Source organism: Rubritalea squalenifaciens DSM 18772 (assembly GCF_900141815.1).
GTDB classification, from domain to species: Bacteria; Verrucomicrobiota; Verrucomicrobiia; order Verrucomicrobiales; family Akkermansiaceae; genus Rubritalea; species Rubritalea squalenifaciens.
Window position 1 is genome coordinate 1,145,203 of sequence record NZ_FQYR01000002.1, and the last position, 24,480, is coordinate 1,169,682.

At 51.4% G+C, this 24,480-nt stretch carries 23 protein-coding genes; 11 read left to right on the forward strand and 12 right to left on the reverse strand.

Annotated elements, in window-relative coordinates:
• Positions 1-2 precede the first annotated feature (2 nt).
• Entirely contained in the window at positions 3-338 is a 336-nt protein-coding gene (locus BUB27_RS05225) for an ArsR/SmtB family transcription factor (protein ID WP_143158472.1), read from the forward strand.
• Positions 339-480: 142 nt separating this feature from the next.
• Here the strand turns inward: BUB27_RS05225 and BUB27_RS18865 are convergent, their stop codons facing one another.
• Complete coding sequence (locus BUB27_RS18865; protein WP_159434816.1) at positions 481-678, reverse strand: hypothetical protein; 198 nt, start codon at positions 676-678, stop codon at positions 481-483.
• Positions 679-1,005: 327 nt separating this feature from the next.
• On the opposite strand from BUB27_RS18865, the gene BUB27_RS05230 reads away from it, so the two are divergent.
• Both BUB27_RS05230 and BUB27_RS05235 read left to right on the forward strand, forming a co-directional pair.
• A complete protein-coding gene (locus BUB27_RS05230) occupies positions 1,006-2,781 on the forward strand; it encodes a DEAD/DEAH box helicase (RefSeq protein WP_143158473.1) in 1,776 nt (591 codons plus the stop codon).
• A 157-nt stretch (positions 2,782-2,938) separates the two neighbouring features.
• Complete coding sequence (locus BUB27_RS05235) at positions 2,939-4,087, forward strand: hypothetical protein (RefSeq protein ID WP_143158474.1); 1,149 nt, start codon at positions 2,939-2,941, stop codon at positions 4,085-4,087.
• A 5-nt stretch (positions 4,088-4,092) separates the two neighbouring features.
• Here the strand turns inward: BUB27_RS05235 and aroE are convergent, their stop codons facing one another.
• Positions 4,093-4,941 (reverse strand): shikimate dehydrogenase, encoded by an 849-nt coding sequence (aroE, locus tag BUB27_RS05240; RefSeq protein WP_143158475.1) that lies wholly within the window; start codon positions 4,939-4,941, stop codon positions 4,093-4,095.
• A gap of 23 nt (positions 4,942-4,964) precedes the next feature.
• The gene (gltX, locus tag BUB27_RS05245) at positions 4,965-6,272 is read right to left on the reverse strand and encodes a glutamate--tRNA ligase (protein ID WP_200797065.1); all 1,308 of its coding nucleotides are present in this window, start codon (positions 6,270-6,272) and stop codon (positions 4,965-4,967) included.
• A 208-nt stretch (positions 6,273-6,480) separates the two neighbouring features.
• Here gltX and BUB27_RS05250 point away from each other — a divergent pair, with 208 nt between their 5' ends.
• Entirely contained in the window at positions 6,481-9,519 is a 3,039-nt protein-coding gene (locus BUB27_RS05250; RefSeq protein ID WP_143158477.1) for a sulfatase, read from the forward strand.
• Positions 9,520-9,585: 66 nt separating this feature from the next.
• Here the strand turns inward: BUB27_RS05250 and BUB27_RS05255 are convergent, their stop codons facing one another.
• Positions 9,586-10,347, reverse strand: a complete 762-nt coding sequence (locus tag BUB27_RS05255) for a LamG-like jellyroll fold domain-containing protein (protein ID WP_143158546.1) — start codon at positions 10,345-10,347, stop codon at positions 9,586-9,588.
• Positions 10,348-10,619: 272 nt separating this feature from the next.
• On the opposite strand from BUB27_RS05255, the gene BUB27_RS05260 reads away from it, so the two are divergent.
• The 3 genes from BUB27_RS05260 to BUB27_RS05270 are packed head-to-tail and all read left to right on the forward strand — an operon-like array spanning position 10,620 to position 13,397.
• Positions 10,620-11,966 carry a dicarboxylate/amino acid:cation symporter gene (locus BUB27_RS05260; RefSeq protein WP_143158478.1) on the forward strand — a complete coding sequence of 449 codons (1,347 nt, stop codon included), beginning with the start codon at positions 10,620-10,622 and terminating at the stop codon, positions 11,964-11,966.
• Complete coding sequence (locus BUB27_RS05265; protein ID WP_143158479.1) at positions 11,967-12,701, forward strand: sulfite exporter TauE/SafE family protein; 735 nt, start codon at positions 11,967-11,969, stop codon at positions 12,699-12,701.
• A gap of 48 nt (positions 12,702-12,749) precedes the next feature.
• Complete coding sequence (locus tag BUB27_RS05270) at positions 12,750-13,397, forward strand: protein-L-isoaspartate(D-aspartate) O-methyltransferase (RefSeq protein WP_143158480.1); 648 nt, start codon at positions 12,750-12,752, stop codon at positions 13,395-13,397.
• Between the two features lie 200 nt (positions 13,398-13,597).
• Here BUB27_RS05270 and BUB27_RS05275 read toward each other — a convergent pair whose 3' ends face one another.
• The 4 genes from BUB27_RS05275 to BUB27_RS05290 all read right to left on the reverse strand — a co-directional run bounded on the left by BUB27_RS05275 (position 13,598) and on the right by BUB27_RS05290 (position 17,152).
• On the reverse strand, positions 13,598-14,530 hold the full coding sequence (locus BUB27_RS05275; protein WP_143158481.1) for an SDR family oxidoreductase: 933 nt from the start codon (positions 14,528-14,530) through the stop codon (positions 13,598-13,600).
• Positions 14,531-14,575: 45 nt separating this feature from the next.
• Positions 14,576-15,001, reverse strand: a complete 426-nt coding sequence (locus tag BUB27_RS05280; protein ID WP_200797067.1) for a four helix bundle protein — start codon at positions 14,999-15,001, stop codon at positions 14,576-14,578.
• 37 nt (positions 15,002-15,038) lie between these two features.
• On the reverse strand, positions 15,039-16,157 hold the full coding sequence (locus tag BUB27_RS05285) for a phosphotransferase enzyme family protein (protein ID WP_143158482.1): 1,119 nt from the start codon (positions 16,155-16,157) through the stop codon (positions 15,039-15,041).
• 80 nt (positions 16,158-16,237) lie between these two features.
• The gene (locus tag BUB27_RS05290; RefSeq protein WP_143158483.1) at positions 16,238-17,152 is read right to left on the reverse strand and encodes a nucleotidyltransferase family protein; all 915 of its coding nucleotides are present in this window, start codon (positions 17,150-17,152) and stop codon (positions 16,238-16,240) included.
• Between the two features lie 213 nt (positions 17,153-17,365).
• On the opposite strand from BUB27_RS05290, the gene BUB27_RS05295 reads away from it, so the two are divergent.
• Genes BUB27_RS05295 through BUB27_RS05305 form a run of 3 tightly spaced genes read left to right on the forward strand, consistent with a single transcriptional unit; the run spans position 17,366 to position 20,630 of the window.
• Positions 17,366-18,391, forward strand: a complete 1,026-nt coding sequence (locus BUB27_RS05295) for a thiamine pyrophosphate-dependent dehydrogenase E1 component subunit alpha (protein WP_234991671.1) — start codon at positions 17,366-17,368, stop codon at positions 18,389-18,391.
• 18 nt (positions 18,392-18,409) lie between these two features.
• On the forward strand, positions 18,410-19,378 hold the full coding sequence (locus BUB27_RS05300) for an alpha-ketoacid dehydrogenase subunit beta (protein ID WP_143158484.1): 969 nt from the start codon (positions 18,410-18,412) through the stop codon (positions 19,376-19,378).
• 25 nt (positions 19,379-19,403) lie between these two features.
• A complete protein-coding gene (locus BUB27_RS05305; protein WP_234991672.1) occupies positions 19,404-20,630 on the forward strand; it encodes a dihydrolipoamide acetyltransferase family protein in 1,227 nt (408 codons plus the stop codon).
• Positions 20,631-20,647: 17 nt separating this feature from the next.
• Here the strand turns inward: BUB27_RS05305 and BUB27_RS05310 are convergent, their stop codons facing one another.
• Positions 20,648-21,556 carry a hypothetical protein gene (locus BUB27_RS05310; RefSeq protein WP_200797068.1) on the reverse strand — a complete coding sequence of 303 codons (909 nt, stop codon included), beginning with the start codon at positions 21,554-21,556 and terminating at the stop codon, positions 20,648-20,650.
• Between the two features lie 104 nt (positions 21,557-21,660).
• The gene (locus BUB27_RS05315) at positions 21,661-22,500 is read right to left on the reverse strand and encodes a metallophosphoesterase (protein WP_143158486.1); all 840 of its coding nucleotides are present in this window, start codon (positions 22,498-22,500) and stop codon (positions 21,661-21,663) included.
• 45 nt (positions 22,501-22,545) lie between these two features.
• On the opposite strand from BUB27_RS05315, the gene BUB27_RS05320 reads away from it, so the two are divergent.
• Positions 22,546-23,037 carry a deoxycytidylate deaminase gene (locus tag BUB27_RS05320; protein ID WP_234991673.1) on the forward strand — a complete coding sequence of 164 codons (492 nt, stop codon included), beginning with the start codon at positions 22,546-22,548 and terminating at the stop codon, positions 23,035-23,037.
• 76 nt (positions 23,038-23,113) lie between these two features.
• On the opposite strand, the gene BUB27_RS05325 is transcribed toward BUB27_RS05320, so the two are convergent.
• Both BUB27_RS05325 and BUB27_RS05330 read right to left on the reverse strand, forming a co-directional pair.
• Positions 23,114-23,833 carry a PEP-CTERM sorting domain-containing protein gene (locus BUB27_RS05325; RefSeq protein WP_143158487.1) on the reverse strand — a complete coding sequence of 240 codons (720 nt, stop codon included), beginning with the start codon at positions 23,831-23,833 and terminating at the stop codon, positions 23,114-23,116.
• A 203-nt stretch (positions 23,834-24,036) separates the two neighbouring features.
• Entirely contained in the window at positions 24,037-24,246 is a 210-nt protein-coding gene (locus BUB27_RS05330) for a hypothetical protein (protein WP_143158488.1), read from the reverse strand.
• Positions 24,247-24,480 lie beyond the last annotated feature (234 nt).

The following is a 24,480-nucleotide window of genomic DNA, read 5'->3' on the forward strand; positions in this document are numbered from 1 at the left end:
GGATGAAGGAAAAACAGAATATGACCGATGCTCAGGTGGAGGAGGCTGCCAAGCAGTTCACTATCCTCTCTGAACCAGCTCGTTTGTATCTGCTCAGAGCTCTGATGGAAGGGGAACAGAATGTGACTCAGCTGGTAGAGAAGACCGGCTTAAAGCAGGGAACGGCATCTAAGCATCTTGGTCTACTGGCGAATGCCGGATTCATCGCTCGTAAGCGTGATGGTAATTTTGTGATCTACCAGATCAGCGACCCGATGGTCTTTGAATTGTGCAAGCTGATGTGTTGCCGCCTTGAGGAGCAGGCTAGACAGCGTGCCGATGAATTGAGAGTCCAATGAGAAGTGGCACACGGCGTAGAGCCGCATGCCACTTGAATGTGTCGTGTGTGTGTCGCCGTGTTTTCGGCTAAGATTCTGCTGGTCTGTCCTTGCCTTTGAGTAGTTTGAATACTGTCAGGAAAATGGCTGCCAAGATGGCCCATCAGGCGTATTCGGGATTATGGGTGATCTCAGGAAGTCTGGCCTTGCCGTGGTCTCCCATTTTCAGGAAGCCTGATTTCAAGCCCGGATAGACGAGGGCGTAGAGATCTCTGTCGACATACCTAAAGGTTTGTCGACGAGTAAGAATACGAGCCAGCTGAGAACTCCTATTCCTGCTCCCACAAGATAAGGATTCCATCTGGGGCTGCTGAGCCAGCTACCTTTTGATTGATCGTTCATTGAGTCATTTCTTGGTTTCCATATCACGATATGCCGAAAAAAAGATATGGTAAAATGGAGAGTGTTTTTTGAGTGAGATGAAGGGAGGTGTAGTCTATGGGACTGTATGGGAATCAGAAGTTTCTGAGGATTGGGAGTGTGTGAGAAGCGGGAAAAGTGTTGCTATTTGTCAAAGGGCTGCGCATAGGTCGCGTCCTAGGGGGGCGAACGGCCTCCAGACCGCGATTGATTTTTGGGTAAAAGTAATGATCAGAAGCGGTTTAGTATCATTAACCAATACTGATTCATGACAGATAAAACATTCGCAGAGCTTGGCTTGTCCAAGCCTCTTTTGGATGCCGTAGCTGACCTTGGCTACGAGGCTCCATCACAAATCCAGGCACTGGCTATTCCTCGTATTCTTCAAGGTGAGGATATCGTTGGCCTCTCAGAGACGGGATCCGGTAAGACGGCCGCCTTTACGCTGCCAGCACTTCAGCTAATCGACTTGGATATTTTTAGGCCCCAGGTGCTCATTCTCTCCCCGACACGTGAACTTTGTGTGCAGGTGTGTGAAGAGGTACGCAAATTAGGCGGCGGATTGGACAAAATGCGCGCCACTCCAGTCTATGGAGGCGCTCCAATCGACCGTCAGATCAAGAGCTTGCGCGGTGCACAGATGGTGGTGGGTACTCCAGGCCGCCTGATGGATCACCTGCGTAGGGGAACGATTCAGACGAATGAGATCAAGTTGGTGATTCTCGATGAGGCTGACCGCATGCTCGATATGGGTTTCCGCGAAGACATGGAGGAAATTTTGAGCCAAGTGCCAGAGAGTAGACAGACGCTCTTTTTCTCCGCTACGATGAACCGCTCTGTGGAGCGCTTGATCGATACGTTTGGTAGCAATCCGGAAAAAATCGAGGTTTCCAAGAGGAACCAAACTGTCGAGAGAATCGATCAGTGCTACATTGAGGTACGCAATCGCTCCAAAGTCGAGGTGTTATCCCGATTGCTGGATATGCAGGCCTACAGGCTTGCTGTCGTGTTCTGTAACACGAAGCGCAGTGTGGATGAAGCGACTGAGGCGCTTCTGGCCCGCGGGTACACAGCGGACCGTTTGCATGGCGATATCACGCAGCAGATGCGTGAGCGCACCATCCAGAGATTCCGTGAAGGTAAAGTCGAGTTGCTGATTGCTACAGATGTCGCTGCACGTGGCCTCGACATTGATGAGGTGGATATCGTTTTCAACTATGACTTGCCTCAAGATCCAGAGGATTATGTGCACCGCATTGGCCGTACAGGGCGTGCTGGTCGCGAAGGACGAGCAGTGAGCTTTGTGTTTGGTAGGGATGTGTACCGTCTGCAGAATGTTGAGCGTTTTACCAAGTCACGCATCCGCCGTGATAAGATTCCATCACAGGAGGAAGTGGAAGGTCGCCGTGCCGATGTGGTCTTTGAGGCACTCAAGGAAAGACTTGAAGATGAAAACGGAGTGCCGTTTTTGAACTATATTGACCGTCTGCTGGAACAGGGGCACGCAGCAACTGATATCGCAGGCACGCTGTTTGGTATGCTTCGTGAGCTGAGTGGTCGTGAAGGTGAGGAAATTCAGGAGGACCGTCCGGATACTGGTCGTTACCGCGAAGATCGAGGAGACCGCAGTAGAGGCAGACGTGATCGAGGCGATCGCCGTGAAAGAGGTGAGCGTTCCTATGACCGTGAAGATCGCGGTGACCGCCGTGATCGACGCGACAGGGGTGACCGTTCATATGATCGGGGAGATCGTGGTTCCCGTTCCTTTGATAAGGAGCAGCGCAGGTCTGAAGTGAAGGCTGGTATGTCTCAGGTCTTTATCGGAGTCGGCGGGAAAATGGGAGTAGCTCCCGGAGAAATTGCCGGCATGATCTATCGTGAATGCAGTATCACCAACGGCTCACTCGGCAAGATTCGTGTATTTCCTAAGCATTGCCTTGTTCAGGTGCCAGAGCAGGAATTCTCCAAGGTGGTCAAAGGGCTGCAAGGGGTGAAATACCGTGGCAAGCCATTCCCGGTTCGAGAGGATAGGGATATTCATTAATCCTTTTAATAAAGAATTTCAGGAGTGCTTCGTAATGATTTTGTTACGAAGCACTTTTTTTATCTGCCTATTCATGGGGGAGTTGTTTGGCAGATCTATTTGCGACAGAGAGCTTGCAAGCTGATCAAATATGAGGTGAGTTTAATTTGCGCTCATTATGACATCAGCCAATCCAACGAATTCCGGAGATCAGCAAAAACAGCTTTATCATTGCGATAGGTGTGGAGAACTCTTCAAAGCTCCTGTGTTACCAGCAGAGCGAGTCATTTGCCACATCTGTGGTAATCCACCAGTTAGGGTGCTGAAATCCAAGGTGAATGTAGATGAAATGACCGTGAGTGCCTCGGATGCTGGTCATCATGCGAGTGGAGGACACTCCAAGGGGAAGGATGTTGCGGATTTCGTAGGTGCGAAAAAAGCCAAGCGCATGAAACAGCTCCAGCTCGCCTTTGCTGTTTGGGCAGCGGTCTTGGTGATTGGGGGGGGCGCCGGTATCTATTACCGGATGGAGCAGGAAGCGAGTGCTGCTAAATCTAAAGAGAACAATGATAAGCGGGATTATGACCGCGTGATGTATAATCAGCGGGTGGTAGATGCTCTGCAAAGGACTCGTAATATCCTGGCGAGTTTCAATGAGAGCCCTGACAATAACCTCAGATCTTCCTTTGTGATGAATGGTGTGGACCTACTGCTGCCTATGGGGGACTACTATAGTGCAAACCCGAAACTAGGTATCAAGGGGCAGATGGGAATCATGGGTGTGTACCTTGATGAAGGAGGTGAGTACCACCGGTTTGATACGATCGTGAAGGATGAGGAAGGAAAAGTCCTGGAGGTGGTTTACTGGAAGAAAGGAAATGCTTGGAAGTTGGACTGGGAGCAGCTTGTCAAATATTCAAGTGTTAGCTGGGATCGATTCTTGCTCGCCAAGTCTGTGGGATATGAGGGGGATTTCAGATTGTATGTGCGCGGTATTTCTATGGGGGACCGCCGTGAGGGGGATCCTCTCTATGTGAGATTCTATGAGCCCAAAATTTTCGATGGAGGCAGGGGTACCGAGTCTCCAATCGTAAAGGTGAATGTGAACACTGACATGGGCAAGGCGATGCTGGATGCTTTGGAAGCGGCTCAGAAAGCCAGTTCCAAAGATGCGGTGTTAGGGAAAGTAGATCCACCGGGCTGGGCACGAGTACACTTGAAGCTAGCCTGGGAGCAGAGCAATGGTGAGGCTGAATTAAAGGTAAAGCATTTCTATGCTCCGAACTGGTTTACAGTACACGGTGAGGGGATTTCCTCGGAGCAGTAGAAAGATTACTTCTGAAGCAGGGCTTTATGCATGAGCTCTAGATTTGGCTTGATGCCAAACCAGGCCTCAAAGGCAAAAGCGCCTTGGTGCAGTAGCATGGATAGTCCATTGGATGTCTTAGCTCCCACTTCAGATGCCGCTTTTAACAAAGGTGTGACTGGTGGGTTGTAGATGGCATCGTACACCATGTGGCGAGAGAGAAGTGCCTCCTCAGGTAGAGGGAGAGGGTCGCTTGGCTTAAGCCCTAGCGAGGTGGCGTTGATGATAAGGTCCACTCTGGAGGCTGCTTCGATCAGGCTTTCGGTATCTGTCGAGAGAGTCGTGACGAGTTTGCCGCCATGGTTGTCCACCAAATCGATGGCAATGGGCTCGAGTTTCTCGATGGTGCGGTTAGACAAATAGACCGCTGGGGCGCCTTCACGGCAGCATTGGGTGGCAATCGCACGACCTGCCCCTCCTCCAGCTCCGAGGATCAGGATGCGGAGTTCGGAGAGAGACTTACCGAAGTCCTCAAGGATAGCCTGCGAGAGGCCTGCGCCGTCTGTGTTGTGTCCCAGAATAGTGCCGTCCTCACGGAAGACGATAGTATTGGTGGCGCCGAGAGCCTTGGCGTCATCCGTGAGTTCATCACAAATCTCCATGGCCTCAAGTTTATGAGGAACGGTGACATTGCAGCCGATGTATCCTTCTTCCTGCATTTTGCTGAAAGCTTCTTTGACTTTTCCGGGTTCTACATCAATAGCGATGTAGCTGGCGTCCACGCCTGCGTCGTCCAGTGCTGGCTGGTGCATGCGGGGGGATGCAGAGTGAGATACCGGATGACCGATAACCGCTAGTCGAGGTGGTTTGCTCATGGAAGAAGGATAGCTGTTAGTGATTAGGAAAGCTCTTCTACCGCGCGGCGGATACGGCGAACAGATTCTTTGTGGCCCATGATGTTGAGAATATCTCCAAGATCTGGTCCACCAGCAGCTCCTGTGAGGGCTACACGAGTTGGGAACATGAGCTGGCCGGGCTTGGCTCCGTTGGCTTTGGCGGTTTCTCCGATCGTCTCCTTGGCTTGGCTCCAGTCGGTGAGACCTTCAAGTGCATCAGCCAGTTTTGCTAAGAGGTCAGCAGCTTGCTCGTTCTTTTTCACCTTCTCGATAGCTTCTGGGCAGAATGGGTAGTCTTCATTCAAGAAGAAGGAAACCATGGCTGGTACTTCAGCGAGGAGGCTGACTTTCTCTTGGATCGATGCAGCGATAGCTGTAAAGTCAGAACCGGTGACAAGGCCTGCATTCTCTACGAATGGATTGGCTTCCGCAGCGAACTCTTCTGGGCTGAGTTTAGCAAGATGCTGTTGGTTCATCCATTTGCACTTGTCGATGTCAAACTTGGCAGGAGCTCGGTTGACGTTCTCGATGGTGAATTTCTCGATCAGCTCTTCAGGAGAGAAAATTTCTTGTTCGTCCTTTGGTGACCAGCCCAGCAGAGCGAGGAAGTTGAAGACTGCCTTGTCAGTGTATCCATTGACAGGATATTCGCCGAGGGCGGCACCTTGGTCACGCTTGGACATCTTGGAGCCATCCATGTTGAGGATGAGTGGAATATGTGCGTACTTAGGAGGCTCGATACCAAAGGCTTCGAAGAGCTGGAGGTGTTTTGGCGTGTTCATGAGGTGATCCTCGCCACGAATGACATGAGTCATTTCCATTTCGATGTCATCCACCACATTGACGAAGTGGAAAGTGTAAGTTCCGTCAGAGCGCTTGACTACCATGTCTGGGTTGATGTCCTCGTTGGTGTAGTCGACTGTGACTTCGCCACAGACCAGATCATTCATCACGATTGGTTTACGCTCAAAGCGGAAGCGGTAGGCGCCTTCATCTTCGTAGACGCGGTCAGCAGCCACAAGTTTCTCGAAGTAGCTGTCATAAATTTCCTGACGCTGGGACTGGAAATAGGGGCCGTGTGGTCCACCTGCCTCAGGGCCTTCGTCCCACTGGAGTCCAAGCCAGCTGAGGCCGTCGAAGATTGCTTCACGAGCAGCTTCTGTATTGCGGGCGTGATCTGTATCTTCCACGCGAAGTATGAAGATGCCTCCATGCTTTTTGGCAAAGAGGTAGTTGAAAAGTGCGGTGCGGGCACCACCAACGTGAAGGTAGCCTGTAGGAGATGGCGCGAAGCGGGTACGTACTTGCATAATGATTGGTCAAAAAAGTGTTTCTGGGATTGGTTTAGATGGGGGAGCGGCAGAGTGCAACGGTTATCGTGAAACTCGTGCTGGATAGGAGGCTCTTAGCAAGCTGTCGGAGTTTTCTGGGTGGGGATAAAGGTAATTTGTCACTTTTCCTGATAACGATCTCAAGAGCAGATCCATATTTAGGGAACACACATAACCTACTCACCTTATGGATATAAGAATCATTTCATTGGGCTCGATCGGTCTTGCTTTGTCAGGTCTGATACATGCCGCACAATTCGATTTTGGAAACGGTACCGTTGATGGAAATACGGGCGTGGCTGCCAATGTAGTGATTACTGATGGTGCAGCACTTAACACGATTAATGCGACAGTGGATGGTATCAGCCTAACCCTGCAGGGCATGGATAGTGGCGGAGGTACCTATGGTTCCAATTCCCAAGGCTTCGGAATTTACTCCAGCGGTACAAGTGGGGCTACGGACAGACGCATCAGTGATGGGGACGGAGAGACCGTGCAGTTTTCTTTTGATAAAACAGTCACGATTCAAACTGTCAGAATGGGGTCGATGACCAACGGTGAGTCGTTTTCCATCAGTTTTGTCTCAGGAACAGATCCCTTCGGAGGCGGCAATTATACCTTCACAGAGGATGGCACATACGGTCCTACAGAGGATATTCCTGTGAATATCGTGGTTGAGGCGGGGACTGTACTGGAGTTCACGACAGAGAACGACCTTGGGGGAGGCGTGCTCTGGAATGATATGGTAGTAGCCGAGGGGGTAGTTACCCCGAGCTCAGATGCGGAGACGCTGGCATCATTTCCTACATCTACGGTTCTGGAGAATCCCGTTGCTGGAGATTCTCCCGGAGTGACTACCATCGCCTCCGGTAATTCCAAGGGGCAGAGTTTCTCTCTGGCAGCTCAGACAGAGGTGACCAGCTTTGTATTCGAGATCACGGAGGTGACGACAAGTGGTGCTGTTCAAATAGAGGTGGCGAGAGGTTTGGATAATCTTCCCTGGTTGGACTCGACATTGGTTCATCAATTTACGTTGCCTGCTGATTTGCTCAGCGCAGGTGACTATCTACAAGTGAACTTGCCGAGTCCTTTGGTGTTGAGCCGGGGTACATGGACGGTGACTCTTGAGGGAGTTGGTTCGACCTCGTTCTCAGCACGTTTGTCCGGAGATGATTTGTATCCTGAGGGCTCTTTGATGCGCAAAAACGGAGCTTCTGGTAATACCTGGGATAATGGGACAATGGCTGGCTCGGACTTGGTCTTTGCTGTGTTGGGTACCCAGCAAGCTGCTGCCACGCCTCCAGCTGGAAAGCCCAATCTTGTCTTTGTGTTGGTGGATGACCTGGGGTGGACAGATATTCAGGCGGGCTCTTCAGGGCCAAACGTGATTAATGGAAATAATTACGGATCCACCTATTACCAGACTCCTAACGTGGCTCGATTGGCTGCAGGCGGTCTATCCTTTACTCACTGTTATGTGCAGCAAAACTGTGCTCCTACTCGTGCGGCGATTCTTTCCGGACTCTATCCATCTCGAGAAGGTAATGGAGTATATAACGTAAGTAGTCTGAACCGAGGAAGTAATGGGGAGGCTTATAACACTCCTGGCCAGAATGAAGATGTGGCGGCTTCTCATGTGACGATCGGTGAGGCTCTTCAGAGCGCTGGCTACGTCACCGCTCACTTTGGGAAATATCATGCTGGTGAGCATGAGGGTGGGCAAAGCACCAGCCCTGAAAACCAAGGTTACGAGTACAACTTCGGAGGAGGCTCACAGGGTAATCCAGGCAGTTTCTACGCGAGCGGGCAGAAATTTGCCGGAAACGTGGGTATTGAGCTGGATAGATGGGCGGATGATTATACCCAGGCTTATCTGGACAGCGTGCTGAAAGCCCCTCTGGCAAATCCCTTGAATGCACGAGCCACAGATATCAATGACCCTGATCTTATTCTATCTGATTTTGCGAATAGCAACCATGATGCGAACAAGCATCTGACGGATGCGATGGGGGATGCTGCCTTGTCTTTCCTGGACGATCATCGTCAAGGTGAGATGAAGGATTTTCCTTTTTACATGCAGTTCCACTTCTATGCCGTGCATACTCCTATCCAGCCGCGCTGGGACTTGCGCAAGAAGTACAATGCTCTGACTGGAAACTCTTATCACGATGGTGCCGCTTACGCAGCCTTAGTGGAGGGGATGGATCAGACTCTTGGCCGTATTCTGGACTACCTTGAAGATCCTAACGGTGATGGTGATAGCGGTGACTCGATAGCCAATAACACCCTGATCATTTTTACCTCTGACAATGGTGGTCATAGCGGAGCTACCGATAACTACCCGTTGCGCCATGTGAAAGGGAGTGTCTACGAAGGCGGTATCCGAGTGCCATTGATTGTCTGGCAGCCAGGAACGGTTCCAGCAGGTCAGCAATCTGATTCACTCGTGCACGCCGTCGATTTCTACCCGACACTCGTTGAACATGCGGGCTCGACCTTGCCGGCGGGGATTAATTTTGACGGGACATCATTTGATGCGCACATGGCAGACCCGACCACCAATACTCGCGATAGGGAAACGATCTTCTATCACTTGCCCGGCTACATGGATAACCGGTTCCGTCCGTGCTCAGTTGCTTTGGGAAGGGTGAATGGTAAGACTTACAAGCTGATCTATACTTACGATACCAATTATGCGCCTACTCCCGGGAATCCCGAGAGTTTGCAGGTTCTGAGTAGCCCCTGGGAGCTATACTGTCTGGATGATAATATTTCTGAGACTAACAACTTGATGGATGGGAGTTATTCCAATCACTTGCTGTATGGAGGTGTGGCAGATACTCTCGCTGCTCAGCTCAGAGCTTGGATTGATCAAGGTGGGGATGATTGGAATATCAAACAAATCACCGACCCTAATAATGGAAATGCCGAGGTTCCATTTCTCCCGTCTGATGCCCCGGATGTCATCGTGCCGCATGAGCAACAATTCCATATCACGGGTCAAGGAGTGGACGAAGGTACTGGGAATATTACCATGACTTGGAATAGTGAGGCCAACTTTGTGTATCAGATTGAGGCCTCCTCCACGATGCAGGAGGGATCATGGCAAGTGATTGAAGCGAATATCGTGGCTGCTGGGAGTTCCACGACAAAAAATATCACTGATCCAGCTGCCAGTGTGGACGATATTCGATTCTATCGAGTCAAGCTGGTGGCTCATCAGTGAACCGGATGAGCCATAAGAGAATCCATGGCCAGCTCGTCTAATAAGCTGGCCATGAATTGATGAAGCTTATCTACGGCGTCTCAGGATGAGAGCCAGGGAGCTGATGCCAAGCAGAGTCATGCTTGATGGTTCTGGTATGGCGCTGACTGTGGCAACATTGTTACTCAAATACTCCATTTGAGTGGCTGAGAGAGCCTCGTCGTACACCGCAACATCATCGATATCCGAGTTGATCGCTCTGGCGCCCTCTCCAAAACGTGAGGCCAGCTGGAATGCTGTGATGGTACCAGTGCCCGTGTAAGCTGTAGAACCGATGGCTGCACCGTCGATGTAGAAGGTGATGTTTGCTCCATCACTGGTGAGGCCAAGGTGGTGCCAGTTGCCGTCATTGATCTGAGGAGTTCCAGAGATGGCGCTTGAAGCTACGCCTCCAACATCACCAATATTGTAGAGAGAGACTGATTGGGGGCTGGCTCCATTACTTTCGAAAACGAAAACTACGCTATTGTTAGTCCCAAAGGAAATGTAGTCTTTCCAGCTGGCTGTGGCAGTGGTGCGCACGTGCATCGAGACCGTGAATTGCGAGAGGTCAGTGTTGGCGCTGCCAAATTGATTGGTCCAGAATACAGAGGACCCTACAGTGAATTCAGCTCCTCCGCCGAATTTTCCATCAGTTGCACCGATTCCGGAGATAGAGTTGAGGCCGATGGTTGCTGAACCGCTGTTCTCACCAAAGTCGGCATCGTTATCCATGGTGTAGTGCGCGACGAGTCCAGCAGAGAGTGGACTCACGAGAGCCACTGACATAAGGGTGATAAGTTTCTTCATAATAGTGTGATAGGTTTTAGTGAGTCCTATTATGTAGAGAAAAATGCGGTGATTAATATGTGTATGACTGATTTCTCTGTGTAAAGCTCAAATCACAAATTGAGTGAGTATAGCGTATTTTTCATAAGCACTCATTAAGCTAGCTCTATCGCTGACAAGATGGCTTGTTGTAATGCCAGTTGAATCACTGTGATGCTAGAAGGGACTGGGAATTGTGGTTGCAGCCAGATTGGTGGCTTGAGTTTAGCCCGCTGATCGTTAGCGTGATTCACATGAAGAAAATCGCAGGGCACTGGCAGATCTTGATGGCACTGGTTCTAGCAGTTGGTTTGGGAACCATATTTAGGAATCTATCGATTGCTGCCGGTGGTGAAGGTGCGTTTGTGGATTTTGCGCGACAAGCTACCGAAGTGAGTTCATTCATCGGTGATCTCTTCATGAGTGCGCTGAAGATGATCATCGTGCCGTTGATTGTAAGTTCGATTATTGCAGGCATTGGTGCACTGGGTGGGGTGAAGGGCTTTGGGAGATTGGGGGCGAAGACCTTCGGTTTCTATGCATTGACCTCATTGTTCGCCATTCTAGTAGGTTTGACTTTGGTGAATCTTATTGAGCCAGGTATCAAAGATGGTCAGCCGAATCAGACGATCGCTCAGGCATTTGAAAAGGCATCAACGGATGTCAGTGATGCCGAGAAGGCTAAAATTGAGCAAGCGAACCAGAGAAAAGCCACAGACTACGCAGACTTTTTCAAAAAGATGTTTCCGCCAAACATCATCGCCGCAGCAAGTGATAATGGGCAGATGCTAGGCTTGATTGTGTTTTCGATCCTTTTTGGAGTGGGGATGACACGAGTGCCGCCGGGTGAGATGCGTCACCTACAGGGTACGATGCAGGGGATCAATGATGTGATGGTCCTGGTGACGCAGTGGATCATGTCGACTGCTCCCATCGGTGTGTTTGCGCTGATGTTCCCTGTGATTTATGATGCTGGCTGGAGTTTGGTTCTAGAGCTTGGAAAATATTTTGCTACGGTGCTGCTGGCGTTGGGCATCCATTTGTTTGTGGTGCTTCCGCTCATCTTGAAGTTTGTGGGTAAAGTCAGCCCGATTGCGCATTTCAAAGCGATGGGGACAGCCTTGCTTACGGCGTTCTCGACAGCAAGTAGCTCAGCGACTCTTCCTGTGACTATGCGTTGCATCCAGGAAAATGCTGGGGTGAGTCGTCGCACGTCAAGTTTCACTCTTCCTCTTGGGGCCACCGTAAATATGGATGGGACGGCACTCTATGAGTGTGTGGCGGTGATGTTTGTGGCTCAGGTGATGGGATTTGACATGAGCTTTGGCTCGCAGTTTGTTGTCGTGGGAGCTGCCTTGCTGACCAGTATTGGGGTAGCTGGGGTGCCTAGTGCGAGCTTGGTCGCTATCTTGCTCATCCTGAAAAACTCAAATATTCCCAATGCAGAGGTGGCAGTGGCAGCTTTGTTGGCTGTGGATCGTTTGCTGGATATGAGTCGCACCGCTGTGAACGTCTTTGGTGATAGCTGCGCTGCAGTCGTAGTGGCTTCCAGCGAGGGAGAGGATGTCCTGACTGGCAATCCAACTTCGTCTGCTGAGTAGGTGGAGCCGGGGCAAATCATTGCGTTGGTCGTTGCGGCGTTGGCTATCGGGGTGTCTAAGGCGGGCTTCTCCGGAGTCTCTATGGTCTCGGTGTTTCTGCTGGCAGATGCATTCGGTGCGAAAGAATCATTGGCCGTGGCGCTCCCCATGTTGATTGCCGCTGACCTGATTGTTTATCCGGCGTTTAGAAAGTATGGCAGCTGGAAACCTGTGATGAAATTCCTTTGGCCCGCCCTTATTGGTGTGGTGCTGGCGGTATTGGTATTAAGCCGGGTATCGAACGAGGTGATGCGGCCTGTGATTGGAGGGATTATCCTATTCATGGTGCTGCTGCAGCTGCTGAGGCGCTTTATTCCGGATACCTTTTCCAAGATGGCTCATCATGGAGGCTTCGGTATTGTAGCCGGTGTTTGTGGTGGAATAGCAACTATGCTGGCAAATGCTGCTGGACCAGTGATGCAGCTCTTCCTGCTTTCACGCGATGTTCCAAAGATGGAGTTGATTGGTATCGGGGCGCGTTTCTTTCTTGTGATCAATATACTGAAACTGCCGCTAGTGGGGCAGCTGGGCTTAGTAGAGGGACAGATGTTGTTGTGGAATCTGGCCATGCTGCCGGTGATTGCTCTGGGTATCTTTGGCGGCCGTAAATTGCTTCATTATGTCTCCCAGCAGGTCTTTGAGTGGATGATCGTGGTCTTTGCGCTGGTTGCGGGAGCTCGGTTGATGTTCTGGTAGGGATTTTTTGCGAATCAGGTAAAGCAGTGGTAGCCTAAGTTGCTAGTTATGCTGTTTCAGCGACAAGATTCGAATGAGAGTTATGAAGCCATGCGCTGGCATATGGTGGACCGGCAGATCGTGGCCCGTGGGGTAAGAGATGAGCGCGTGCTGGAGGCTATGCGTCAGGTGCCGAGGCATGAGTTTGTGGATCCACATTATTGGGATGTTGCCTACACGGATCACCCGTTGCCGATAGCTGGTGGCCAGACGATCTCTCAACCGTACATAGTGGCGTATATGAGTGAATTGCTAGCAGTCAGGGCATCAGACCGCGTATTAGAAATTGGTACAGGTTGTGGATACCAGACGGCTATCCTAGCGTGTTTGGCTGCTGAGGTATACAGTGTGGAATATCTTCAAGAGCTATCAGCACAGGCTGAGGAGAGGCTGAAAAAATACGTTAATGTTCACCTCAAAGTTGGTAATGGTTGGGAAGGGTGGATAGAGCATGCGCCCTATGACCGCATTCTAGTTACCTGTGCAGCTGATCATATTCCTGAGTATTTATTGAACCAGCTTTCGGAGGGCGGAAGGGTGGTGATACCTATGGGTGAGAATTCCCAGCGTCTGGTCATTTTCACCAAGCGAGGCGAGGATTATATCCAGGATGACGATATCGCGGTCAGGTTTGTTCCGATGGTTGATAGTGACTAGAGGATGAGTTGGTAGTTGACTTTGATGAAGTTCCGAGTGCATAGGGGCTTCGCCAAACCGCAGGACGGCTTCAATCATGAAGCCCATTGTACAAAAGGTCTTCGAGTTCTCCCTCGAAGGCCTTATTTGTTTTTATAGGTAATGAAAAAGCCTCGACTCAATATTGAGGCGAGGCTTGGTAAAGTGCTTGTTTGTTAAGACTAGGCAGGTTGGCCAACCTTGTTCTTAAAGAACTCGAAGGTGGCGGCGAGGCCTTCTTCGAGGGTGTGCTGAGGCTTCCAGCCAGCTGCACGGAGCTTGTCAGAGGATGCGCGGGAGTGCTTGACGTCACCTGCACGCTCTGGGCCGTGGAGGAGCTTGGCTTCAGTGCCAGCGGTATCCAAGATATTGTTGGCGAGATCGTTGATGGTGATCTGGCCGCCATAACCTGCGTTGAAGGTGCCGTGAACGCCTTCTGTAGTCGCTGCGAAAACGAGTGCGCCAACGATGTCCTTCACATAGATGAAGTCACGTGTCTGCTCGCCGTCACCGAAGACTGTGATGTCTTCACCTTTCACTGCCTTTTCGATGAAGATAGGCACTGCGGCTGCGTAAGCTCCCTTAGGATCCTGGCGTGGGCCGAAGACGTTGAAGAAGCGGATGGACGCGGTGTCGATCTTGCCGAGGTTACGGAACATTTCGAGGTAGTACTCGCCGTCGAGCTTGGTGATCGCGTACGGAGACTTTGGCTCTGGGTACATGGTCTCTAGCTTAGGTACGGTCGGGTTGTCGCCGTAGTTGGCAGCGGAAGATGCGAAGACGATCTTCTTAACACCTGCTTCGGAAGCTTCCTGAAGAACGTTGAGAAGGCCGTTTACGTTGATAGCAACGCACTCTTCTGGCTTCTCCATGGACTCAGGTACGGATACGAGAGCAGCCATGTGGAAGATGTAATCAACGCCTTCTACTGCTTTCTTCACGAGCTCGCGGTCGGTAATGGAGCCTTCGATGAAGGTATGCTCAAGACCGTCGAGGTTGTGCTTGTAGCCTGTACGGAGGTTGTCCAGAACGCGGATTTCCTCAGCCTTTCCTTGGAAGTGCTCAACGATGTGGGAGCCGATGAAACCGGCGCCGCCTGTTACTAAGATTTTCATAAAGTATTAAAGTTAGTAGGTGGTTATGTAAGTAAGTTAGACTGTTTACTTGGAGGTGCAAAATTTATCGGATTTTGCAGAAGTATTGCGAATCATTGCCGCGACGAAGTTACAGAGTTCATCAGCCTGCTTATGGGCATCTGCTGCCATGTAGTTGCACTGGAGAGAGTGGTCCAGCCAGCACTGTGTTTCCAAAGTTTCAGATAAACTATCTGAAAGCTTAGAGGTGAAGTGTGCAGGATACCTCCTTTTGCCCCATGCTTCAGCGATATTTGCACCGATAGAGCGGGATGAGCGACGAATTTGATCAGTCAAAGAGTATTTCTCTTCACTGGGGAATTGGTTACTCAGTGTAAAAATGAGTCGGGCGAGCTCCATGCTTTTCTTGTAAACATGAAGCTCTCGGAAGGAGGTAACATAATGGTTTTCATCTTCTCGAAGTAAGTTTGCTAAATCAGTATTTTTATCCACTTACTTACCTCCCGACTTATTTACTTATTCACTGAAATTAACGGTATTTTGCAACGAGGGCTTCCATTTCAGGCATCTGTGCCTCGATAGACTCAGCGAGTGCCATCTGGGAGCGTGTGCGGATGAGGTTGTGGCGGTCCTTGTGGACTTTGAAGTATACGTCACCCTTGAGGTAATCAGTCAGGAAGCGTGAACCACACTCCATAGTGAGGAGCTTACCGGAGAAGGCAAGGAGGCTCACTTCTTTGTCGGTAAGGAACTCTTTGGCGGAAGAAAGATAGCCTTTTACCAAAGCCTCGAACATGAACATGCGCATGGTGATCTTGGAGGTGTCTTCCTCGTCTTCAGCAACAGGGGAGGTTGCGGTGCGAACCATGTCGCCGAAATCGTAAATAGCGGAACCTGGCATGGTGGTGTCGAGATCGATCACGCAGACGCCTTCGCCAGTCACGTCATCGAGCATGACGTTGTTGAGCTTGGTGTCATTATGGGTAACACGAAGTGGGAGTTCGCCACTTTCGAGGAGGTCTACTACGATGCTGGCTTCGTCCTTGCGAGCCATGAACCATTCGATCTCCTTTTGGACCTCAGCTGCCCGGCCATGTGTGTCGGCAGCAATGGCGTCTTCAAGGTGCTGGAAGCGTTGCTTTGTATTGTGGAAACCTGGGATGGTCTCGTGAAGTGGTTTGCCGGGGAGAGTGGCTGTCAGCTTCTGGAACTCACCGAATGCGCGCGCGGCTTCCATGGCCTGAGCTTCAGACTCGATGGTGTCATAGGTGCGGGCGCGCTCGATGAACGGGTAAGTTCTCCAGCAGTTACCGTCAGCGTCGATGGCGTGTGGTGTGCCTTCAACGGATGGAATGCAGGTAAGTGTTCTGCGGCGTGCTTCCTTGTCGCCAGACTTCAGGAGCTCGTTTAGAGCGTGCTCGGTAACGCGCTGAACGTTTTCCATGAGCTCGATCGGCTTCTTGAAGGCCTCTGTGCTGAGACGCTGGTGGATGTAACGGATGCGCTGACCTGCCTGGTCATAGTAGGCGCAGTAGGTGTCGTTGATGTGACCGGAACCGTAAGGGTGAGCGTGGACAAAGTCTGCGCGCATATCGAATAGCTTAGCGATAGCGGCAATGTCGTGTTTGTTCTGTGCTGGTGCGGACATAATTATTAATGTTTGATGTGGATGCGAGAGCTAGGTGTAAAAAAGGCGGCCACAGTGGGCCGCCTTAGAGAAAAGCTTGTTTAGCCCCAGAGATTGGCGGGATATTCGCCTTGGTCGATCAGGGTGCGGATGGAGTTGACGCACATCTCTTTATCCTCTGGGTAGGTCACGCCGAACCAGGAAGAAGATGTTTCAAGGATGTTACAGTCGGCTTTGCCTGACTTGAGCATCTCGTCAACTACAGTCGGGATGTAACACTCGGACTTCATTTCTGTGCCGCGCTCCTTGAGGAATGCGATGAAGTGTTCCTCGAGGTCCTTCATGATGGATGGTGGGAAACCCCAGAAGTTCATGGAAGCGATTGAGTCTACGGATACCTCAACGCGGTCACCGGCGAGGTTTTCGCCACGGCAGACGCCGTCTTCTTCGACCTGGATCTCGGTGTGTTCCTCGACGTCTTTGAGGAAGCCGTTTTCGTCAGAGCAGATGCCGCGGTTTACGCTGCCGTGCTCGGAAAGGGTGTTTTGAAGCTTGTAGCCAACCATGCAGTAGTGGTCTACGCCGTCGGTGGACTTGGCTGTCGCGTCAAAGTAGGAGGTGATTTGCTTGAAGGAATCACTGCCGTAGAAGTCGTCCGCGTTGATCACGGCGAACGGTGTAGGCATGATGTCACGAGCTGCCCAGATAGCATGAGTGGTTCCCCAAGGCTTGGTACGCCCTTCTGGGAGACTGAAGCCTTCAGGAAGATCGTTGAGGTCCTGGTAAGCGTAGTCTACTTCGATCTTGTCAGCGAATTTGTCTCCGACCTGAGCTTTGAACTCGTCTGCGAAGTCGTGACGGATAATGAAGACAACACGCCCGAATCCGGCGCGAATGGCGTCGTAGACAGAATAGTCGAGTACAGTTTCACCATTTGGGCCCATAGGGTCCATCTGCTTGAGGCCGCCGTATCGGCTACCCATACCTGCTGCGAGAACGAGAAGTGTTGGTTTCATCGTGGTTGGTTACGTAAAATGATTGAAATGCCAGAAACGCTGAAGAGTGGGCGCGCTGCTGGAAGGGGTGAGTGTGAGGCCCTCTTGCCGGGCGGGGGTTTTATGAGGGGAATTTGGGGAGCCGACAATGAAAATGTACAGCATATGGGCAAGATAGAAAAATAGATGCGTAATCATGAAACCTATTGCTAGAACGAGGTACATGCTTATAGGGTGGCTCCAGTGACAGAGGAAGCATCCAAGAAAGACTATTCTCAGCTCGACCGCGATCACGTTCGTAAGGTCTATAAAGCCATGGTGAAAGCCCGTGTGTTGGAGACGAAATTGAGCAGTTTGTATAAGGCTGGCAAGATCGTGGGGGGCGTCTATCTAGGTAAAGGCCAGGAGGCGGTGAGTGCCTCCTTGGGCGCTTGTCTGGAGTTCAATCGTGATATTTTTGCCCCCTTGATTCGTGATCAGGCCGGGCGTACGGCCATGGGGGAAGATCCACTGGATGCAACACGAACTTATCTGGGGTCTGCTGAAGGCCCGATGAGAGGCCGGGATGGCAATATTCACCGTGGTCGCCCGAAGGGGGGAATGTTCGCTATGATTAGTCACTTGGGGGCGTCTGTTTCCATGGTGGGTGGAGCTCTACTTGCCAGAAGAATTCAGGGCAAGCTTGAGGGCTGTGTGGGGGCTGCCTGTATCGGGGATGGAGGGACATCTACTGGGGCTTTCCATGAAGGCTTGAACATGGTGGCTGTGGAAAAGCTGCCGATGGTGGTGGTGATTGCGGATAACCAGTTTGCGTATTCGACCCCGACAAACCGGCAGTATGCTTGTGAAGATCTTGCAGACAGGGCCAAAGGCTATGGAGTGGCAGGTCACACAGTGGACGGTACTGATTTTCTGGCAACCTGCGCAGTGATGCAGGGGGCTGTTGATGCGGCTCGTAGAGGCGAAGGTCCGCAATTGGTCGTGGCAAAATTACTACGCCTCTCAGGTCATGGTGAGCATGATGATGGTTCCTATGTTCCTCAGCAAGTGCGTGAAAGTCACTTTGGTCAGGATTGTTTGGATGTCGGCCGAGCTCAGCTCACAGAATACGGAATGGCGACTGAAGAGGAAATCGATACTTGGTGGAAGGAGTCTGCCGAGGAGGTCCAAGCTGCTACGGCAACCGCCCAGCGCGAGTCAGCCCCTAATCCATACACCGAGGAGTGGAGTGCCTACTCCTGTCCACAATTTAAGGCATAAGCGAGGAAAGAGAATTTCATGGAAGTCACCTATATTGATGCAATTCGTGAAGCCCAGATGAAGGCTCTGGAGGAAAACGACAAGGTATTTATCTATGGCCAAGACATTGGTAAGTTTGGTGGTGCCTTCAAGGCCACCAAGGGGCTTCAAGAGCTCTGGCCTGACCGAGTGCTCGATTCTCCGATCAGTGAGGACGCCATGATTGGCATGGCTGTGGGGGCTGCGGTTGAAGGAATGAGGCCGATTGTGGAAATGCAGTTTGCTGACTTTTCGTCGGTTGCTTTCAATCAGATCGTTAACCAAGCTGCGACTCATTACTATCGCACCGGGGTTCCAGTACCGATTACAGTCAGGATGCCGTCAGGGGGAACTCCGGGTTCCGGGCCTTTCCATAGCCAGAGTATGGAGGGGATCTATGCTCAGTATCCAGGGGTAGTTGTGGTGACGCCTGCTACCGTGGCAGATGCCTATTCCATGCTGCTCGAGTCTGTGGAGCTCGATGATCCAGTGATTTATTGCGAGCACAAGTTTCTCTACCGTTGGCTGAAGAGCGACAGCTTTGAAGGAGATGGCCTGCCGATTGGCAAGGCCCGTATCACCCGCAGTGGTAAGCATGCAACCATCGTGACCTACAGTGCCATGGTGCACGAGGCGGTGCGTGCTGCAGACATTCTTCAGCAAGAAGGTGGTTGGGAAATTGAGGTGGTGGACCTTCGTTCCATCAAGCCTCTGGATACGGATACAATTGTGGCATCCGTAGCCCGTACCGGGCGTTTGCTGGCCTTGGGTGAGGCTTTCCCCTGGGGAGGAGTAACTGCTGAGGTCGTGTCCCGTGTCTGCGCGGATGGCTTCCATTTGCTGGATGCGCCTCCAATGCGCCTCAATTCCAAAGACACACCAGTTCCATATCATCCGAAACTATGGGCGACCCATCGTCCGACACCTGAATCCATTTGTGTAGCGATGCGCCAGCTTTTGGCGTACTAATCCCAATTTATTTCTAAACAGAACCATGCCAGAAATTCCAATAGTCATGCCCCAGCTCGGTGAATCCATCGCCGAGGCAACGATCGTGCGTTTCAATGTCGCGGTGGGAGACACCGTGGAGGCGGATCAAGAAATCATCGAAGTGGAGACCAACAAGGCGACCATGGGGGTGACGACGCTATGCGGTGGTGTGGTGAAAGAGATTCTGGCAGAGGAGGGTGTGAGTTATGCCGTTGGCAGTGTGCTTGGTACCGTGGAGGCGACTGAGGAGGAGCTTGAGCGTACAGGTGTCACAACCGTGGAAGCTCATCAGGAAGAGCATGATCAAGCTCAGGCTGCCGAGGAAGAAGCCAATGTTCATTTCAAGACTGAAGGTGCGGGCTATTTTGAGCCCAAGGCTGTAGAGCCAAATGTGAAAGGCTTGCCTGTACCTATGGGTAAGAAGGGGGCGCATTACATTTCTCCTCGCATGCGTGCGCGCATGAATGAGCTAGGTCTGCAGGCAGCGGATATCTCTGCGGTCACAGGTAGTGGTGCTGGCGGGCGTGTTACTGTAGAAGATTTGGAGCAATTCCTGGAGTACATCAGCACTTGGCCGGCATCCAGTGCCTCGCCGATGCGTCTGGCTGTGGCGGATGCCATGCGCCGTTCATGGACGCGACCTCTCGCGACAGTCGGCATGCCGCTGGTGATGGATCGTCTCTTGGAGTACCGTTCTCAGCAAAATCCCAAGCCGGGTCTCACGCTTTATGTGCTTCGTGCTTTCGCTCTCGCTCTGAGTGAAATTCCTTCTGCGGCTGGTTACCTGATCGGTGGAAAAATTGTCGAGCCACGTGCCTTTGATATTGGTCTGGCTGTGCAGGTGGAGGATGGTGTCATGGTGCCTGTCTTGAGGAGTGTTGATACGAAATCTGTTCAAGAATTAAGTCAGGAGTACAGTGATCTCGTGGATAAAGCGCGTGCGCGCCGTCTCACTGAGGAACATACAAAAGGAGGAGTCGCCACGGTGACAAACTTTGGAACCTTTGGCCTGACCTGGGCGACACCAATTCCCTTGCCGAACGAAACTCTCATTCTAGGCATCAGTGCAGGCGTGAAGAAGCCGGTCTGGAGTGACCAGGTGGAAACCTTTATTCCCGTTACCGAGGCTGAGTTGAACCTGACTTTCGATCACCGTGTGATCGATGGTGGCGATGCTGGCCGCTTGCTTAAGCGGGTCGTCGAGCTACTGAGTAAACCGGAGACTCTCTAAGGTTGGGCGAGAGAAGTTCAAGGCTCGCTGAGTGCGATTTTGAGATCTGGATTACTCTGTCCATAGCTAACGACTTGGATATCTAAACCGCTATTGCGGTTTAGTCTGTAGGCTCGCCTTAACGCGTCAAAAATCCATTCAGGCTGGTTTCCGAATGCACCGCCGCCAAGCAGCGTCAGGTAGACTTTGTCTTGGTAATTCAGATGGTTGTTTACTCTGCCAGCCAGTAGAGTGGCTTCATAGGCGGCCTCAAGGATCAGGCGCGCAAATGGTTCCCAGAGCTGATTAGGGAGTGCAGAGTAGGCTACGGGTAAGGCTGAGCAATATACTTGAGAAACACAGTGTTTTGAGTTGCTGAGTGTCACCTCGGTATCCCATTGAATGCCTACTTGTAGGAGCGAGCGCAGGTAGTCTAGCTCTTGATTACTCTTGGTTAATAGATGGTCGTGAATTTGCTGGAGACCGGCTCTTGTGGGTAAAGCATATCCATTCACCATGTGCCAAAGAGTGTTGTCTTTATTTCCAAGGGCTTGGCCAAGTTCGCGTAGGCAATCAATCTGCCTAGAGCGGCATTGTCCCCTTTTTCCATCTATGGGTACAAAGTAGTTTCTGTAGATGGTTCCGGCCCCGCAGGCAATGGCGCAGGCTGGCCCCTGCGTATAGTCGCAGTCGTAACCATCAACACCATCCTCAGGGGTAATCTCGGGAGACACCATTTCCAGAAGGTTGAATTGGGAGGCTACTTGAAAAAGGGCTGCGGAATTTGATGGGTGTTGATGAAGGTGGGTGACATCGGCAACGAGCTCGCGCATCTGAGATGGTTCTTCGACCACTGGAAGAGATTTAGTCCGGGTGCGAAGTTCTGCGAGGGAGGTGATTTCCAGTTTCCCGTGACGAGCTTTTCTCCCTGTGGGGTGAAAATGCATGTAATCGCCCTCTATTTGAATTTTTGACCAAATATCTGGGCTGTTGCCTTCTTGGAACCCTGTAAGCTGCTTAAACCACATAGTGAGGACGTGAGTTGGGGCTCTTATGCTGACTTTAGGGTCAGCATGGCCAACTCAGGTGGGCAGGCGAAGCGTACTCGGACGCCGGTGGTGCCCACTCCACGGGAGACGAAGAGGCGCGATTGGCCATGTTCAAAGGTATCGTAGATGTATTTACGTCCGAAGGAAACGGTTCTTGGGGCGTACCCGATCAGCGGCACGCGGCACTGGCCGCCGTGGGTGTGACCAGAGAGCTGGAGCATGACTTCTCGCTTGGCGACGACATTGTCGAAGAAATCAGGCTCGTGGACCAGGGCGAGAGTGGGAATCTTGCTGGTGAGACCTTTCATGGTGCGAGTGAGGTCCGGGTGGCCATGCCAGATGTGGTCGGAGCCGGCGATGGCGAGTAGGTCGCCGCCAATATTCAGGACGGTATTCTCGTTGATTAGAAAGGTGATTCCCGTCTGCTCGAACAGCTGCTTCATGTGATTGCCGGAGGTGGTCCAGCCGTCATGATTGCCCATGATGGCAAAGACTCCGTGCTTGGCCTCCAGTTTGGAGAGGTGCTCTAGGAGGGGGGCGATGTTTTTGGTCTTGCTGTCGATGAAGTCACCAGTGAGCGCAATGATGTCAGGTTTCTGTGCGTTGGTGGCTTTGATTACCTCTTCTTGCAGCTCGTAATCAGAGTCGGGATCATAGTGGAAGTCCGTAAGGTGAGCGATCCTGAGACCGTCTAGAGATGATGGCAAAAGTGGGAGTTTGAGCTCTTTTTCCGTGATGGAAAGGTAGTTGGGCTCAATGAAAAAGGCATCTAATGACGAGCCAATCGCGCCTGCTCCAAGCAGGAAGATGGCTTTGCGTCGGGAGATGGGAGGTAATTTCATGTACTCAGTTATAGGAGCCTATGATGAGGGTCATGTGAAGTGAATATGAAATATTCGGGAGTTGATGCTTGGGCTAAAGATGTGTCAGAAATGGATATGAGCAAGGAGAGATTGTCTATTCCTCAGTATGCAATGGCTTTGGCGCATGTTGCGAGCCTGCGGAGCGAAGATCCCTATCGCAAGGTGGGGGCGGCAGCTTTGGACTTTGATAACAGGGTTGTAGGGACTGCCTACAATGGTCTGGCTCCGGGGTTTGATGCTCCCGAGGGCTTCTGGGATGATCGTGATAAGAGGCAGAAATTTATGCTGCACGCTGAGGTCAATCTTTGCAGTTTGTTCAAGAGAGGTGAAGTTCGCGTGATTGCTACGACTACGATGCCGTGCACTGCTTGCATGCAGACCTTGTGCGCTTATGGGGTGGAGGAAATCTATTACCGGGATGTGTACAAACAGTCTGATGCTCCTGAAATTGCTAAAATTTACGGGATCAAGCTCGAGCAGGTAGCTGATTACCCGCTGCATGCATCTGGCGAGTAAGTATTTCCCCCGCCCAAGGCGAATGCCCTGAACGGGGGGTGTTGTGTGTGCGCCATGAAAGAACGTGGCTGTGTCGTCAGGCCTTTTTGCGTACCAGCAAGAACGTGGTTCCAGCTAATCCTAGCATCAAGGCTGGTGTGGGTTCAGGTATTTCGGGGCTGCTTATCGTGCTAGAAGGTTCTATTTCTAAAATGAGATTGTAATGGCTTGAGACGGTTACTCTCTCTGTGGCGGATACGTGGTTTTGGAAAGAGATTAGGTATTCCCCCGGTGATAGAAGCGTGCTGAAGGCATTGCTGTTAAGCTGATGCAGGACCTGCTCACCTGATCCGTCGAAGATGGTGAAGGAGGTGCCGTCAGTAGTGCTTCCTGCAACTTGGCTTTTATCCATGCGTAAGATGACAGGGTCTCCGCTTACGGATAATTTGAACGAGAGCTCGCTATGCATGTAGCTGTAGTCAGCATTCCCTCCTTGAATGACGGTGGACTGGCTGACCCAGTTGAGCTTTGCTCCAGTCGAGCTTCCGGGGGGTGTTAGGCTGTCTAGTGCTCCTGGGTCTAGCGAGTAGCTCAGGCTGTATTCAGCTTTTGATGCGCCTTGGGTGGTATTTCCCGTTTCATCGGTGAAAGGGGAAATGGGGGTAGAAATTTGCAGGCTGCTTTTGGTTTTAGAGTTCTTGATGATTTCTGCCGAGTGAGTGCGTTCAAATCCAGTGATGACAACTGCGGCCTCGGATTGATGCTGGGTTATGGATGGGAGGATGGCTGTGATGCATATCCAATGGGTGATTTTCATGGGTTTGGGGTGGTTTTAGGGAGTTGTGTAGATGTGGGGGAATAGGGCGCACGTTCCCCGCTTAATGCATCTAACCGTAATGCTTAAGGGTGAAATGGGCGGATCAGAACCTCGGAAAACTATGAGGTAGATGGAATTCTCCTGACTTGGTGGAAGTGAAAAGTCCTATTCCAATGCGAGAGGGGGAGTTCTCATTGGCCAAGTCAGTGGCTGGTCGTTCGATAGCCTGACGGGTACACGCTGAAGGGGGTGTCCTGGTTGATTGCAAAGATGGCTCGGCTGGTTTTGCCGAGGCAGAGAAGGAAGTGCTGAGTCAGCTGTCTGAGTGACTCTGCTGAGGCTCTCAAACTGAGAGTTTCAGTGATAGGAGGAGTTGTTCTTACTTGGGAGCTATGGGGCGTGATGACGCTCATGGCTGGTGAGGGTTTCTGTAGTATGTTAGATAAATGTCTAACAATGAGATAATGCATCTAAGGGGAGCTAAAGTCAATATTATGAGAGACCTAATAGTGAAGAATCGTTAAACGAACGTTTTCCTCAGCATGGTAAGGAACCGTTGATGGTCGGCGAGAGAGGGGTTCAGATCTGTATGTGATGATCTGGAAATCACGAGGTGGTTGGGGGTGTTGGCAGTTTTTTGGCTCGAG